The organism is Pseudomonas agarici (assembly GCF_001543125.1).
In the GTDB taxonomy this organism is placed as follows: Bacteria; Pseudomonadota; Gammaproteobacteria; order Pseudomonadales; family Pseudomonadaceae; genus Aquipseudomonas; species Aquipseudomonas agarici.
The window spans coordinates 347,447-362,106 of the sequence record NZ_CP014135.1; the positions used below are offsets into that span (position 1 = coordinate 347,447).

General features: G+C 61.4%; 19 protein-coding genes. 13 read left to right on the top strand and 6 right to left on the bottom strand.

What is annotated here, in order from left to right; all coding sequences use genetic code 11:
* Window positions 1–4 precede the first annotated feature (4 nt).
* From pyrR to AWM79_RS01620, 3 genes are read left to right on the top strand one after another with little or no spacing between them, the layout of a single operon-like run.
* Window positions 5–511, top strand: coding sequence for a bifunctional pyr operon transcriptional regulator/uracil phosphoribosyltransferase PyrR (pyrR, locus tag AWM79_RS01610; protein ID WP_060781989.1), 507 nt, complete (start codon window positions 5–7; stop codon window positions 509–511).
* Between the two features lie 23 nt (window positions 512–534).
* Window positions 535–1,539, top strand: a complete 1,005-nt coding sequence (locus tag AWM79_RS01615) for an aspartate carbamoyltransferase catalytic subunit (protein ID WP_060781990.1) — start codon at window positions 535–537, stop codon at window positions 1,537–1,539.
* Entirely contained in the window at window positions 1,536–2,807 is a 1,272-nt protein-coding gene (locus tag AWM79_RS01620; RefSeq protein WP_017130473.1) for a dihydroorotase, read from the top strand. The genes AWM79_RS01615 and AWM79_RS01620 overlap by 4 nt, the downstream gene beginning before the upstream one ends.
* A gap of 69 nt (window positions 2,808–2,876) precedes the next feature.
* Here the strand turns inward: AWM79_RS01620 and AWM79_RS01625 are convergent, their stop codons facing one another.
* A complete protein-coding gene (locus AWM79_RS01625; RefSeq protein ID WP_017130474.1) occupies window positions 2,877–3,296 on the bottom strand; it encodes a TM2 domain-containing protein in 420 nt (139 codons plus the stop codon).
* A gap of 251 nt (window positions 3,297–3,547) precedes the next feature.
* Here AWM79_RS01625 and AWM79_RS01630 point away from each other — a divergent pair, with 251 nt between their 5' ends.
* Window positions 3,548–4,204 (top strand): C40 family peptidase, encoded by a 657-nt coding sequence (locus AWM79_RS01630; RefSeq protein WP_060781991.1) that lies wholly within the window; start codon window positions 3,548–3,550, stop codon window positions 4,202–4,204.
* A gap of 64 nt (window positions 4,205–4,268) precedes the next feature.
* Here AWM79_RS01630 and AWM79_RS01635 read toward each other — a convergent pair whose 3' ends face one another.
* Window positions 4,269–5,303: a type IV pilus twitching motility protein PilT gene (locus AWM79_RS01635; protein WP_017130476.1), complete on the bottom strand. Its 1,035-nt coding sequence runs from the start codon at window positions 5,301–5,303 to the stop codon at window positions 4,269–4,271.
* Window positions 5,304–5,359: 56 nt separating this feature from the next.
* On the opposite strand from AWM79_RS01635, the gene AWM79_RS01640 reads away from it, so the two are divergent.
* The 9 genes from AWM79_RS01640 to AWM79_RS01680 all read left to right on the top strand — a co-directional run bounded on the left by AWM79_RS01640 (window position 5,360) and on the right by AWM79_RS01680 (window position 12,029).
* Complete coding sequence (locus AWM79_RS01640) at window positions 5,360–6,046, top strand: YggS family pyridoxal phosphate-dependent enzyme (protein WP_017130477.1); 687 nt, start codon at window positions 5,360–5,362, stop codon at window positions 6,044–6,046.
* Window positions 6,047–6,079: 33 nt separating this feature from the next.
* The gene (proC, locus tag AWM79_RS01645) at window positions 6,080–6,898 is read left to right on the top strand and encodes a pyrroline-5-carboxylate reductase (RefSeq protein WP_060781992.1); all 819 of its coding nucleotides are present in this window, start codon (window positions 6,080–6,082) and stop codon (window positions 6,896–6,898) included.
* Window positions 6,899–6,916: 18 nt separating this feature from the next.
* Window positions 6,917–7,507 carry a YggT family protein gene (locus tag AWM79_RS01650; RefSeq protein ID WP_017130478.1) on the top strand — a complete coding sequence of 197 codons (591 nt, stop codon included), beginning with the start codon at window positions 6,917–6,919 and terminating at the stop codon, window positions 7,505–7,507.
* A 171-nt stretch (window positions 7,508–7,678) separates the two neighbouring features.
* Window positions 7,679–8,818 carry a homoserine O-succinyltransferase MetX gene (gene metX / locus AWM79_RS01655; RefSeq protein WP_017130479.1) on the top strand — a complete coding sequence of 380 codons (1,140 nt, stop codon included), beginning with the start codon at window positions 7,679–7,681 and terminating at the stop codon, window positions 8,816–8,818.
* Between the two features lie 7 nt (window positions 8,819–8,825).
* Window positions 8,826–9,446 carry a methionine biosynthesis protein MetW gene (gene metW / locus AWM79_RS01660; RefSeq protein WP_017130480.1) on the top strand — a complete coding sequence of 207 codons (621 nt, stop codon included), beginning with the start codon at window positions 8,826–8,828 and terminating at the stop codon, window positions 9,444–9,446.
* A gap of 26 nt (window positions 9,447–9,472) precedes the next feature.
* A complete protein-coding gene (locus tag AWM79_RS01665; protein WP_017130481.1) occupies window positions 9,473–9,907 on the top strand; it encodes a DUF4426 domain-containing protein in 435 nt (144 codons plus the stop codon).
* On the top strand, window positions 9,904–10,500 hold the full coding sequence (rdgB, locus tag AWM79_RS01670) for an RdgB/HAM1 family non-canonical purine NTP pyrophosphatase (RefSeq protein ID WP_060781993.1): 597 nt from the start codon (window positions 9,904–9,906) through the stop codon (window positions 10,498–10,500). The genes AWM79_RS01665 and rdgB overlap by 4 nt, the downstream gene beginning before the upstream one ends.
* Complete coding sequence (gene hemW / locus AWM79_RS01675) at window positions 10,497–11,696, top strand: radical SAM family heme chaperone HemW (RefSeq protein WP_060781994.1); 1,200 nt, start codon at window positions 10,497–10,499, stop codon at window positions 11,694–11,696. Before rdgB ends, hemW begins: the two co-directional genes overlap by 4 nt.
* A 9-nt stretch (window positions 11,697–11,705) precedes the next feature.
* Window positions 11,706–12,029: a DUF3392 domain-containing protein gene (locus AWM79_RS01680; protein WP_060781995.1), complete on the top strand. Its 324-nt coding sequence runs from the start codon at window positions 11,706–11,708 to the stop codon at window positions 12,027–12,029.
* A 196-nt stretch (window positions 12,030–12,225) separates the two neighbouring features.
* Here AWM79_RS01680 and trmB read toward each other — a convergent pair whose 3' ends face one another.
* The 4 genes from trmB to AWM79_RS01700 form a co-directional block, all read right to left on the bottom strand.
* Entirely contained in the window at window positions 12,226–12,951 is a 726-nt protein-coding gene (gene trmB / locus AWM79_RS01685) for a tRNA (guanosine(46)-N7)-methyltransferase TrmB (protein WP_017130485.1), read from the bottom strand.
* A 9-nt stretch (window positions 12,952–12,960) separates the two neighbouring features.
* Window positions 12,961–13,755 (bottom strand): thiazole synthase, encoded by a 795-nt coding sequence (locus AWM79_RS01690; RefSeq protein WP_017130486.1) that lies wholly within the window; start codon window positions 13,753–13,755, stop codon window positions 12,961–12,963.
* Window positions 13,756–13,966: 211 nt separating this feature from the next.
* Entirely contained in the window at window positions 13,967–14,167 is a 201-nt protein-coding gene (gene thiS, locus AWM79_RS01695) for a sulfur carrier protein ThiS (protein ID WP_017130487.1), read from the bottom strand.
* A gap of 90 nt (window positions 14,168–14,257) precedes the next feature.
* The gene (locus AWM79_RS01700; RefSeq protein WP_017130488.1) at window positions 14,258–14,629 is read right to left on the bottom strand and encodes a DUF423 domain-containing protein; all 372 of its coding nucleotides are present in this window, start codon (window positions 14,627–14,629) and stop codon (window positions 14,258–14,260) included.
* Window positions 14,630–14,660 lie beyond the last annotated feature (31 nt).

Here is a 14,660-nt window from a genome sequence, read left to right on the forward strand (position 1 = left end):
CACCATGAGCCTGCCCAATCCCACCGAACTGATCGACCAGATGGCCATCCGTCTCAAGGCCCACCTTGAACAACGCGCCATCGATACCCCACGTTATATCGGCATCCGTACCGGCGGTGTATGGGTCGCCCAGGCGTTGCTCAAGGCGCTGGACAGCGATTCGGCGCTAGGCATCCTGGATGTCTCCTTCTACCGCGATGACTTCAGTCAGAACGGCCTGCACCCACAGGTGCGCCCCTCCGAGCTGCCGTTTGAGATCGAAGGTCAGCACCTGGTGCTGATCGACGATGTGCTGATGAGTGGAAGGACCATTCGCGCCGCCCTCAACGAACTGTTCGACTATGGTCGCCCGGCCAGCGTGACCCTTGTCTGTCTACTGGACCTGGACGCCGCCGAATTGCCGATCCGACCGAATGTAGTGGGCGCGACCCTGTCACTGGCGCCCACGGAACGGGTAAAGTTGTCCGGCCCTGCACCGTTCCAACTTGAACTTCAAGACCTGGCCCTTTAAGCACTTAAAAAGAGTCCCTAGCGATGACGCCTCCAGACGCCAAGCGCCCCCTGCAGCTCAATGATCAGGGCCAGTTGCGCCACTTCCTGTCACTTGACGGTTTACCTCGCGAGTTGCTCACCGAGATCCTCGATACCGCCGACTCCTTCCTTGAGGTCGGCGCTCGGGCGGTGAAGAAGGTCCCGCTGCTACGCGGCAAGACCGTGTGCAACGTGTTCTTCGAGAACTCCACTCGCACCCGGACCACCTTCGAACTGGCGGCCCAACGGCTGTCGGCGGACGTGATCAGCCTGAACGTGTCGACCTCGTCCGCAAGCAAGGGTGAAACCCTCCTCGACACCCTGCGCAACCTCGAGGCCATGGCCGCCGACATGTTCGTGGTGCGCCACGGCGATTCCGGCGCCGCGCACTTCATCGCCGAGCACGTCTGCCCACGGGTGGCGATCATCAACGGCGGCGATGGCCGGCACGCACACCCGACCCAGGGCATGCTCGACATGTTGACCATCCGTCGCCACAAGGGTGGCTTCGAAAACCTCTCCGTGGCCATTGTCGGCGACATCCTGCACTCGCGGGTCGCCCGCTCGAACATGCTGGCGCTGAAGACCCTGGGCTGCCCGGATATCCGCGTGATCGCGCCAAAAACCCTGCTGCCCATCGGAATCGAGCAATTCGGCGTGAAGGTTTACACCGACATGGCCGAGGGTCTGAAGGATGTCGACGTGGTGATCATGCTGCGCCTACAGCGTGAACGCATGACCGGCGGCCTGCTGCCCAGCGAAAGTGAGTTCTACCGCTTGTTCGGCCTGACCACCGCACGCCTGGCCGGCGCCAGGCCGGATGCCATCGTGATGCACCCAGGTCCAATCAACCGCGGCGTGGAGATCGAGTCGGCAGTGGCCGACGGTCCGCGCTCGGTCATCCTCAATCAAGTCACCTATGGTATCGCCGTGCGCATGGCCGTGCTGTCCATGGCCATGAGCGGGCAGACCGCCCAGCGCCAATTCGAGCAGGAGAACGCCCAGTGAAGCTCAGCATTCTCAGCGCCCGCGTCATCGATCCAAGCAGCGGCCTGGATCAAGTGACCGATCTGCACCTGGAGGCCGGTAAGATCATTGCCATCGGCGCCGCCCCGGTGGGTTTCGCGGCCAGTGAAACCATCGACGCCAAGGGCCTGGTTGCCGCCCCTGGGCTGGTCGACCTCAACGTGGCCCTGCGCGAACCCGGTTACAGCCGCAAAGGCAATATCGCCAGCGAAACCCGTGCCGCCGCCGCTGGCGGTGTCACCAGCCTGTGTTGTCCACCACGCACCAAACCGGTGTTGGACACTTCGGCCGTGGCCGAACTGATCCTCGACCGTGCCCGCGAGGCCGGTAATACCAAGGTGTTCCCCATCGGTGCACTGAGCAAGGGCCTGGACGGCGAACAACTGGCGGAACTGGTTGCGCTGCGTGATGCCGGTTGCGTGGCTTTCAGTAACGGCCTGGACAGTTTTCGCAACAGTCGCACCTTGTGCAGGGCGTTGGATTATGCGGCGACCTTCGACCTGACGGTGGTGTTCCATTCCCAGGACCATGACCTGGCCGAAGGCGGCCTGGCCCACGAAGGCGCGACCGCCAGCTTCCTCGGTTTGCCGGGCATCCCGGAAACCGCCGAAACGGTGGCCCTGGCCCGCGACCTGCTGTTGGTGGAACAAACCGGTGTACGCGCACATTTCAGCCAACTGACCAGCGCCCGTGGCGTGGCGCTGATCGCGCAGGCGCAGGCGCGGGGTCTGCGGGTTACCGCCGACGTGGCGCTGTACCAGTTGATCCTGACCGACGAAGCATTGATCGATTTCTCCAGCCTCTATCACGTGCAGCCGCCGCTGCGCACCCGCGCCGACCGCGACGGCCTGCGTGCAGCGCTGAAATCCGGGGTGATACAGGCGATTTCCAGCCATCACCAGCCGCATGAACGGGACGCCAAGCTGGCCCCTTTCGGCGCGACCGAGCCGGGTATCAGCAGCGTCGAGCTGCTACTGCCGCTGGCGTTGACCCTGGTAGAGGATGGCCTGCTGGACCTACCGACCCTGCTCGCGCGCCTGAGCGCCGGCCCGGCCGATGCCCTGCGTCTGCCGGCGGGCAAGCTGGCGGTGGGGGTAGCGGCGGACCTGGTGCTGTTCGATCCAGGCGCCTGCACCGTGGCTGGCGAGCATTGGTTGTCCCGTGGCGAGAACTGCCCGTTCATCGGCCATACGTTGCCGGGAACGGTGCGTTATACCTTGATGGATGGGCGGATCACTCACCGGGCGTGACACTGTCGCGTGGCTATCACCACAACCGTGGCGAGTGGCGTGCCGACCCGCTCGCCACCCGTGTGCGTTTCAGACTCGCCCGCTGTTCTTCAGCGATATCTGGTCATTCAACGTCCAGAAGTCATACAGCACGCCCAACCCCAGCAGCCCACCCGTCACCAGGTAAAGCAGCCCGGTCAACCATTTGCCCTGGTACATCCGATGGACACCCAGGATGCCGAGGAATGTCAACAGCAGCCAGGCGACGTTATAGCTGAGTGGCCCGGTGGTAAATCGCAGATCAGCATCACGATCCATGCCCGGAATCAGGAACACATCGATCAGCCAACCGATTCCCAAAAGCCCCAGGGTACAAAACCAGATCGTGCCAGTGATCGGCTTACCGTAATAAAAGCGGTGAGAACCGGTAAAGCCGAAAATCCACAGCAAATACCCGAGTAGAACATTGTGGGTACCTACCGTCGCTCCATCCTGCCGATAGCTATTCATAAATGACCTCCTTGAGCTCGATAGATAAATTTTTCGTCATTTCGTGTGACTTTTTTACTGCCTCAAAACGTGTAACAGACTCTTACTGAAAATCGCTGAAAGCCTTGTGGAGCCTGAGCTGCACGTGACTCATGGGCCGGCTTTTGCGGTCTCGAAGCAGTTTTGACCGCTGTATAGAATCGACAAACGGCCTCAGAAATGACCTAAAAGCTGTTATAAAGTTGCGCGCTATCCTATACGAGCCTTGCTTAATGCGATCATTTTTCAAGACATGGCTGACCCTTTGCCTTTTGATGCCATTGGCCGCTCAGGCCACTAATCGTGAACAACGTCTTCCATCCATCAACGGTCATACTGCAAAGTCACCTGCAACCGTTGCCAAATTATCCGAGATCAGCGCGCCAATCAGCAGGCAGCCTGGCAAGCGCAACAACTCGCTCAAAGTGCGCCACAGCGTGCTCACCACGGCTGTCGCCGCAGCACCGAACGCCGAGCAGAGCAGTACCGTGCTGAGCCGTGCGGTGAATGTGCTGGGCACGCCTTATCGCTGGGGCGGCAGCAGTCCGAGCAAGGGCTTCGATTGCAGCGGGCTGGTCAAGTATGCCTTCAACGGCGTGGCCGCCGCAGATCTGCCGCGCACCTCCAACGCCATGGCTACCGGCCATGGGCTGAAAGTCGATCGCAAGGACCTGAAGCCGGGCGACCTGCTGTTCTTCAACATCAAGAGCCGCAAAGTCAACCACGTCGCCATCTACCTGGGCAACGACCGATTCATCCATGCGCCGCGCCGGGGCAAGGCCGTGACTATCGACACGCTGAAGAAACCCTACTGGGACAGCCACTACACGATCGCCAAACGAGTGATCCCGAAAGAACAGAACAACCACCTGCGGGTTGTCCAGCGCTGATCGTATCGGTTTGGCGAGCGGGCAGCTTTCGTCAGGCCTGGTGTGGTGCTTCAGAAACACCGCACTAGAAATTGTCCGGAATCTTCGCCTTCTCGCGTGCGTTATCGCGAGTGATCAACCCCTTGGTCAGCAGATCCTTGAGGCACATGTCGAGGGTCTGCATGCCGAGGGACCCGCCGGTCTGGATCGAGGAATACATCTGCGCCACCTTATCCTCGCGAATCAGGTTACGGATCGCCGGGGTGCCAAGCATGATTTCATGGGCCGCGACCCGCCCACCGCCGACTTTTTTCAGCAGACTCTGAGAAATCACCGCTTGCAGGGATTCGGAAAGCATCGAACGGACCATGGATTTCTCCTCCGCCGGGAACACGTCGACCACCCGGTCGATGGTCTTCGCCGCGGAGGTAGTGTGCAGCGTACCGAACACCAAATGGCCGGTTTCGGCGGCGGTCAGCGCTAAGCGAATGGTTTCCAGGTCGCGCATCTCGCCCACCAAAATCACATCCGGATCTTCCCGCAGGGCCGAGCGCAGGGCAGCGGAGAAACTCTGGGTGTCGCGGTGCACTTCACGCTGGTTGACCAGGCACTTCTTCGACTCGTGAACGAATTCAATCGGGTCTTCGATGGTCAGGATATGGTGATGCTTGTTGTTGTTCAGGTGGTCGATCATCGCCGCCAGGGTGGTCGACTTGCCCGAACCGGTAGGCCCGGTCACCAGTACCAGACCACGGGGGACCTCGGTAATTTTGCGAAACACCTCACCCATGCCCAAGTCGCTCATGGTCAGGACTCTCGTCGGGATGGTGCGAAATACCGCGCCCGCACCACGGTTCTGATTGAAAGCGTTGACCCGAAAACGCGCCACACCCGGCACCTCGAAGGAAAAATCGGTTTCCAGGAACTCCTCGAAGTCCTTGCGCTGGCGGTCATTCATGATGTCGTAGATCAGGTCGTGGACCTGTTTGTGGTCCAGTGCCGGCAGGTTGATCCGGCGCACGTCGCCATCGACCCGGATCATCGGCGGCAGCCCGGCCGAGAGGTGCAAGTCCGACGCTCCCTGTTTGGCGCTAAAAGCTAGCAGCTCGGTGATATCCATGAGACTCCCCAATACAGGTAGAATGCCGCAGACTTTTGACCTGCTGGCGAAATTCAATGACCACGATAGCAGACAACCTTACTTGCGTTGCAGCCCGTATCAGCGCTGCTGCTCAAGCCTGTGGCCGTAACGCCGCCGACATTCGCCTGCTCGCCGTGAGCAAGACCAAGCCCGCCGGCGCCGTGCGCGAAGCCCATGCCGCGGGCCTGCGCGATTTCGGCGAGAACTATCTGCAGGAAGCCCTCGGCAAACAGGCCGAATTGACCGATCTGCCCTTGTGTTGGCACTTTATCGGCCCCATTCAATCGAACAAGACTCGCGCCATCGCCGAGCATTTCGACTGGGTACACTCCGTGGATCGCCTGAAAATCGCGCAGCGCCTGTCCGAACAGCGCCCGGCCAACCTGCCACCGTTGAATATCTGCATCCAGCTCAATGTCAGCGGCGAAGCCAGCAAATCCGGCTGCACGCCAGCGGACTTACCGGCCCTGGCCACCGCCATCGGCGCCTTGCCGAACCTGGTGCTGCGTGGACTGATGGCGATTCCCGAGCCCACCGAGGAGCGCGCAGCCCAAGACGCCGCGTTCGCCACGGTGCGGACGTTGCAGGACAGCCTCCACCTGCCGCTCGACACACTTTCCATGGGTATGAGCCATGATCTTGAGTCGGCCATTACCCAGGGTGCCACTTGGGTGCGGATCGGTACCGCGCTGTTTGGTGCCCGCGACTACGGCCAGGGCTGAAATGGCCTTACACACTCGTTCAAAGGATCCGTCATGAGCAATAATCGAATCACCTTCATCGGTGCTGGCAACATGGCTGCCAGCCTGATTGGCGGCCTGCGGGCCGAAGGTCTGGACGCCGCGCTGATTCGCGCCAGCGATCCGGGCGCCGAGGCCCGCGCACGGGTCCAGGCCGAGCACGGCATCGAAGTGTTCGCCGACAACGCCGAAGCCATCGAAGGCGCTGACGTGGTAGTGCTGGCGGTCAAGCCACAGGCCATGAAAGCCGTGTGCGAAGCCTTGCGCCCGAACCTGAAACCTCAACAACTGGTGGTGTCCATTGCCGCCGGCATCACCTGCGCGAGCATGAACAACTGGCTCGGCGCCCAGCCGATCGTGCGCTGCATGCCCAACACCCCAGCACTGCTGCGCCAGGGCGTGAGCGGCCTGTTCGCCACCGGGCAAGTATCCGCCGAGCAACGCCAGCAGGCGCAGACCTTGCTCGGCGCCGTCGGCACCGCCCTGTGGTTGGACGAAGAACAGCAACTGGACGCGGTCACGGCAGTATCCGGTAGCGGTCCGGCGTATTTTTTCCTGCTGATCGAGGCCATGACCGCCGCCGGCGAGAAACTCGGCCTATCGCGTGAAGTCGCCGTCCAACTGAGCCAGCAAACCGCCCTCGGTGCGGCTCACATGGCCGTCGCCAGCGACGTCGACGCAGGCGAGCTGCGCCGTCGGGTGACCTCGCCAGCCGGCACCACCGAAGCCGCGATCAAGACATTCCAGGCCGGTGGCTTCGAAGCCCTGGTAGAACAGGCGCTCGGCGCCGCCGCCCGGCGTTCGGCTGAAATGGCCGAGCAACTCGGTCAGTAATCCTCGAGGAAACACTTAATGTTTGCACTCAATAGCGCTGCTATTTTTGTCATCCAGACCCTGGGCAGCCTCTATCTGTTGGTGGTTCTGCTGCGTTTCATCCTGCAACTGGTGCGCGCGAACTTCTACAACCCGCTCTGCCAGTTCACCGTCAAAGCCACCCAACCGCTGCTCAAGCCGCTGCGCCGGGTCATTCCGAGCCTGTTCGGCCTGGACATGTCCTCGCTGGTGCTGGCGATCATCGTCCAGATGCTGCTGATGGCGGTGATCCTGCTGTTGAGCTACGGTGTGACCGGCCATATCGGTCTCCTGTTGATCTGGGCGATCATCGGCGTCACTTCGCTGTTCCTCAAGGTGTTCTTCTTCGCCATGATCATCAGCGTCATCCTCTCCTGGGTGGCCCCGAACAGCCACAGTCCCGCCGCTGAGCTGGTGTTCCAAATCAGCGAGCCGGCCCTGGCACCGTTTCGCAAGATCGTGCCAAACCTGGGCGGGCTGGATATCTCGCCGATCCTCGCGTTCCTGGTCATCCAACTGCTGCAGAGCTACGTGATTCCCCCATTGGCGGTGATGAGCGGCATGCCGGAAGTATTGTTTCGGCTGATCTGATCGGGCGCCCGAGTGTGGCGCTTATTGTCGGAGCGGAGCTTGTCGGATCGCCGCACAAGCTCTGCGCCACAAGCCCCTGTTTGGCGCCTAATAACCTCCAGTCCGACCTTTGCTTGCCGCTGACTCCCCCGCTCATTAGACTTACGCCTCATTTAAGCGCGAGCAGGGTTGATGTCCACTGTCTTTCCCCACGATTCCGTCGGGCTGGTCGTGCCGAAAACGGCGCATTTCAGCGAATCCCTGGCCCTGGCCTGCGGTCGCTCCCTGCCCGCCTACGACCTGATCTACGAAACCTACGGCAGCCTCAATGCCACGGCGAGCAACGCCGTACTGATCTGCCATGCCCTGTCCGGCCATCATCACGCAGCGGGCTATCACAGCGCCGACGAGCGCAAGCCCGGCTGGTGGGATAGCTGCATCGGCCCCGGCAAGCCCATCGACACCCACAAGTTCTTTGTCGTCAGCCTCAACAATCTCGGCGGCTGCAACGGTTCCACCGGCCCAAGCAGCATCAACCCCGAGACCGGCAAACCGTTCGGCGCCGACTTCCCGGTGCTGACCGTGGAAGACTGGGTCCACAGCCAGGCCCGTCTCGCCGATCGCCTGGGCATCGGCTCATGGGCCGCGGTGATCGGCGGCAGCCTGGGGGGCATGCAGGCCCTGCAATGGACCATCACCTACCCGGATCGCGTGCGCCATTGTCTGGCTATCGCCTCGGCACCGAAATTGTCGGCACAGAATATCGCCTTCAACGAAGTGGCACGCCAGGCGATCCTCACCGACCCAGAGTTCCATGGGGGTTCCTTCCAGGAGCGTGGGGTGATTCCCAAGCGCGGCCTGATGCTGGCGCGGATGGTCGGGCACATTACTTACCTGTCCGACGACTCCATGGGCGAAAAATTCGGTCGCGGGCTCAAGAGCGAGAAGCTCAACTACGACTTCCATAGCGTCGAATTCCAGGTCGAAAGCTATCTGCGCTATCAGGGTGAAGAGTTTTCCGGGCGCTTCGACGCCAACACCTACCTGCTGATGACCAAGGCCCTGGATTACTTCGATCCGGCGGCGAACTTCGACGACGACCTGGCCAAGACCTTCGCCAACGCCCGCGCCAAGTTCTGCGTGATGTCCTTCACCACCGACTGGCGCTTTTCCCCGGCCCGTTCGCGGGAACTGGTCGACGCGCTGATGGCGGCCCGCAAGGACGTCTGTTACCTGGAAATCGACGCCCCGCAAGGCCACGACGCCTTCCTGATTCCGATCCCGCGTTATCTGCAGGCATTCGCTAACTACATGAACCGAGTTGAAGTGTGAGAACGCCATGAGAGCCGACCTGGAAATCATCCAAGAGTGGATCCCCGCCGGCAGCCGCGTGCTCGACCTCGGGTGTGGCAACGGCGAACTGCTGACCTGGCTGCGCGACAACAAGCAAGTCACCGGTTACGGCCTGGAAAACGACCCCGACAACATTGCCGAGTGCGTGGCCAACGGCATCAACGTCATCGAGCAGGATCTGGACAAAGGTCTGGGCAATTTCGCCAGCAACAGCTTCGACATCGTGGTCATGACCCAAGCCTTGCAGGCCGTGCATTACCCGGACAAGATCCTCGACGAAATGCTTCGGGTCGGACGCCAGTGCATTATCACCTTCCCCAACTTCGGTCATTGGCGCTGCCGCTGGTACCTGGCGAGCAAGGGACGGATGCCGGTTTCGGAATTCCTGCCGTACACTTGGTATAACACGCCGAATATCCACTTTTGCACGTTCGAGGACTTTGAAGAGCTGTGTCGCGAACGTGCCGCCAAGGTCATTGATCGGTTGGCGGTGGATCAACAGCACCGCCACGGGTGGGCAAGCAAGCTATGGCCTAATCTATTAGGTGAGATTGGCATCTACCGCGTCAGCAGCCCCAGCAGGCTGGAACACAAGATCGCGGTATGAATCACCTGACTTCAAGGAGCATGATCATGAGTCGTCTAGCGATTTTCCTGCTGACTGCCTGCCTGGGCGTCTCGGCCATGGCCGCGGACATCATCAAGGGCGAGCGCCGGGAAGTGTTCGGTGACATCGCCGTACACTACAACACCTTCAATTCCACCTACCTGCAGCCGGATATTGCCAAGGCGGCGAAGTTGCTGCGCGGCAAGCAGATGGGCGTGATCAATATTTCGGTGCTCAAGGGCAACAAGCCCGTGGTCGCTCAGGTCAGCGGCACCATCAAGGACTTGACCAGCGCCAGCCTGCCGCTGACCTTCAAACAGATCACCGAGCAGGGCGCGGTCTACTATATCGCCCAGTACCCGGTTCCCCAGCAGGAAACCCGGACCTTCGAAATCAGCGTCACCACCGGCGGCCAACCGCATAAATTCAGCTTCAACCAAGAGCTCTTCCCTGGCGAATGATGAACTTCACTCAACTGGTACTGGCCAGCCACAACGCTGGCAAACTCAAAGAACTCCAGGCCATGCTCGGTGATTCGGTGCAACTGCGCTCGATCGGCGAGTTCAGCAGTGTCGAGCCGGAAGAAACCGGTCTGTCGTTTGTCGAGAACGCCATCCTCAAGGCCCGCAATGCCGCACGTATATGCGGTTTGCCGGCGCTGGCCGACGATTCTGGCCTGACGGTGGACTTCCTCGGCGGTGCGCCAGGGATCTACTCGGCCCGTTATGCCGACGGTCAGGGCGACGCGGCGAACAATGCCAAGCTGCTGGAGGCCCTCAGGGATGTCCCGCAGGCCGAGCGTGGCGCCCAGTTCGTCTGCGTCCTGGCGCTGGTGCGACACGCCGACGACCCACTGCCGATTCTCTGTGAAGGCCTGTGGCACGGCCGTATTCTGACTGCCGCGCGCGGTGAACGGGGCTTTGGCTATGACCCGCTGTTCTGGGTACCGGAGCGCGACTGCTCCAGCGCCGAGCTGAACCCCGTGGAAAAGAACCAACTCAGTCACCGCGCCCGCGCCATGGTCCTGCTGCGCCAACGCCTGGGCCTGCAATGACTCGGACCTCCTCGCTACCGCTGATCCATGGCGGTGCGCAACCTCCTCGGGCGCCCCTGGCGCAACTGCCGCCCTTGGCGCTGTACATCCATATCCCCTGGTGCGTGCGCAAATGCCCGTATTGCGACTTCAACTCCCACGCCGCCAGCCCGGTATTGCCGGAGCAAGCGTATGTCGACGCGCTGCTGGCCGACCTCGACCAGAATCTGTTGGCCGTCCATGGCCGTGAACTGAGTTCGATCTTCTTCGGCGGCGGCACGCCGAGCCTGTTCAGCGCCCAGGCGCTGGGGCGCTTGCTCAAGGGTGTCGAGGCGCGCATCCCGTTCGCCAGCGATATCGAAATCACCCTGGAAGCCAATCCAGGAACCTTCGAGCAGGAGAAATTCGTCGCCTACCGGCAGTTGGGGATCAATCGCCTGTCGATTGGTATCCAGAGCTTCCAGGCAGCAAAACTCAAGGCTCTGGGTCGCATCCACACCGGCGACGAAGCCATGCGAGCGGCGGACATGGCGCGCCGGGCCGGCTTTGACAACTTCAACCTGGACCTGATGCACGGCTTGCCCGACCAGTCCCTGGAAGACGCCCTCGGCGACCTGCACCAGGCCATCGCGCTGAAGCCGACGCACCTGTCCTGGTACCAGTTGACCCTGGAGCCCAACACCGTGTTCTGGAACCAGCCGCCGACGCTGCCGGAGGACGACACCCTGTGGGATATCCAGGAAGCTGGGCAGGCCCTGCTGGCCGAACACGGCTATACCCAATACGAGGTCTCGGCCTATGTCCAGTCGGGGCGTGCGGCGCGGCACAACCTCAATTACTGGCGCTTCGGCGACTTCATCGGCATCGGTGCCGGAGCCCACGGCAAACTCAGCCACCCGGACGGGCGCATCGTTCGCACCTGGAAAACCCGCCTGCCCAAGGACTACCTGAACCCGGCCAAAAGTTTCCAGGCTGGGGAGAAAGCCCTGAGTAACGACGAGTTGCCGTTCGAGTTCCTGATGAATGCGCTGCGGCTGACCGAGGGCGTCGATGCGATCTTGTTTGCGCAACGCACCGGACTGAGTCTCGACCGTTTGCACGAAGGGCGGGCCGAAGCAGAACAAAACGGCCTGTTGCAGGTCGAACCCACACGCCTGGCGGCGACCGCCCGTGGCCAGCTATTTCTCAACGACCTGCTGCAATACTTCTTGACCTAAGGAAACCCCATGGACCTGGTACTCGACCTGCTCGCCACGGTGTCACGCTGGAGCCGCAGCAACCTGTCGGAAATTGCCCTGGCGTTGGTGGGCTGCCTGCTGGTGCTGTTTGGCGCCGATATCAAGGGTTGGATCGATCAACGCCTGGGCAGCATCGCCGGCGCCCTGCGTGTACCGCTGCTGGCGCTGTTGTGCATGATCGGCAGCGGCGCGGCGCTGATCTACGCCACGCCCTGGGTGGTGCGAGGCCTGAGCCAGTTCAACAACTACAGCCTGGCACCGGTGTTGTTGGTGGTGCTGGTGTTGATCGGGGTGGTGGCGGATCGGCGCTAGGCGTTGTAGGAAATGTGTTTGCGCTCGCCCATGCGGCGTTGAAAACCGGATCGCCTTGCCTGGCCTTCGCTCGAAAACATTTCGTACAGCCCCTAACGGGCAAAAAGTTAAAGCCTGGTCACCGTAGGAATCGGCTTATCGGCTCCTACAGAGTCGCGATCTGGGTAGGCACTCGGTCCAAACCCAGTTCAGCACCTCAGCTCAGCTTCTCGAACTTCAAATCCCACACCCCATGCCCCAAACGCTCGCCACGACGTTCGAACTTGGTGATCGGACGCTCGGCCGGACGCGGTACGTATTGGCCATCTGCGGCCAGGTTGCGATAGCCCGGCGCGACATTCATCACTTCCAGCATGTATTCGGCATACGGCTCCCAGTCGGTGGCCATGTGCAGAATCCCGCCGACCTTCAACTTGCTGCGCACCAGCTCGGCAAAGGACGCCTGGACGATGCGCCGCTTGTGATGACGACTCTTGTGCCAAGGGTCCGGGAAAAACAGCATCAGCCGATCCAGGCTGTTGTCCGCCACGCAGCGGTTGAGCACTTCGATCGCATCGCAGTCGTAGACTCGCAGGTTTTTCAGGCCCTGGGTCAATACGCCATTGAGCAGGGCACCGACACCCGGACGGTGCACTTCAACGCCGATAAAGTCCTGCTCCGGTGCCGCCGCCGCCATCTCCAGCAGGGAATGGCCCATGCCGAAGCCGATTTCCAGTGAGCGTGGCGCCGAGCGACCAAACACCTGGTCAAAATCTACCGGTGCCTCGGCCAGCGGCAGGACGAACAGCGGCGTGCCCTGCTCCAGCCCCTTCTGCTGACCTTCGGTCATGCGTCCGGCGCGCATCACGAAACTCTTGATGCGGCGGTGCTGGCGCTCTTCGCCTTCTTCCGTCTGGATTGGCGTGTCGTTCGATTCAGTCATCAATGGCTCTTACTTGATCAGACCATCCAGCGGCGAGGAGGCGCTGGCATAAAGTTTTTTCGGCATGCGGCCGGCGAGGTAGGCCAGGCGACCGGCAACGATGGCATGTTTCATCGCCTCGGCCATCAGGATCGGTTGCTGGGCATGGGCGATGGCCGAGTTCATCAGCACCGCTTCGCAGCCCAACTCCATGGCAATGGTGGCGTCGGAGGCGGTGCCGACACCGGCATCCACCAGTACGGGAATCTTGGCTTCTTCCAGGATGATTTGCAGGTTGTACGGGTTACAGATCCCCAGGCCGGTGCCGATCAAGCCCGCCAGCGGCATGACCGCAATGCAACCGATTTCCGCCAGTTGACGAGCGATGATCGGGTCGTCGCTGGTGTAGACCATCACATCGAAGCCTTCCCTGACCAGCACTTCGGCGGCCTTGAGGGTTTCGATCACGTTAGGAAACAGGGTCTTCTGGTCGGCCAGGACTTCCAGCTTCACCAGGTTGTGACCGTCCAACAGCTCACGGGCCAGACGGCAGGTACGCACGGCCTCGATGGCGTCATAACAACCGGCAGTGTTCGGCAAGATGGTGTAGCGATCCGGCGGCAGGACATCCAGCAGGTTCGGTTCACCGGGGTTCTGGCCCAGGTTGGTGCGGCGCACGGCCACGGTGACGATCTCGGCACCCGAGGCCTCGATGGCCAGCCGGGTTTCTTCCATATCGCGGTATTTGCCGGTACCGACCAACAGGCGGGACTGGAAGGTACGACCGGCCAGCACGAAGGGCTTGTCGCTGCGAACAGTGCTCATTCGGGAATCCTCTTGAAGGGTTGAGGGTTTGCAGAGTGGGTCAGGGACAACTAGTGGCCTGTGTGGTGAGTTCTATGAGTCCATTTCGGCGCCATAAATCCCTGGCCTGCGTTGCTGTTCCTCGCCATAGCCCGGCTATGACTCGTCACAGCGCCTTGGCCATGGACTTATGGCATCCGAACTTGAGCTAACGAACTCACCGTACAGGCCACTAGCCGCCGCCAATGGCCTGCACCACTTCGACCTGATCGCCTTCCTGCAGGGCGGTCTCGCCATGCTGGCTACGCGGGACGATATCCAGGTTCAGCTCCACCGCCACTCGCCGCCCAGTCAGGTCAAGCCGGGCCAGCAATGCCGCGACGGTTTCGCCGTCGGGCAGTTCAAAGGATTCGCCGTTCAATTGAATGTGCATGCGCCGGGCTGCCATCATTTTTAGGGGCCCGCATTCTAGCCCGATCAGCCAGGGCGACCCAAGCCATTCGTCTTCAAATGGACCTGGCAGTCAAGCCAGACGCCAAGCGGCAAGACCCAGGCAGAACCATCCCCCGAGAAACGCCAGGCCACCCAACGGAGTGATGAGGCCAAGCTTACTCACACCCGTCAGGGTCAACAGGTACAGACTGCCGGAGAACAGCAGGATACCTGCCGTAAACGCCGCGCCAGCCCACGTCACCAGCCGCCCAGGGATATGCGCAGCCAGCAAGGCGACGCCGAACAATGCCAAGGCATGGATCAACTGGTAGCTGACGCCGGTATGGAAGATCGCCAGGTAGTCCGCGCTCAGGCGGTTCTTCAGGCCGTGGGCGGCGAAGGCGCCGAGGGCGACACCGGTGAAGCCGAAAAATCCGGCGAGCAGCAGAAAAGCACGCAACATGACGAACTCCATTCAGGGGACACAGGGTCTG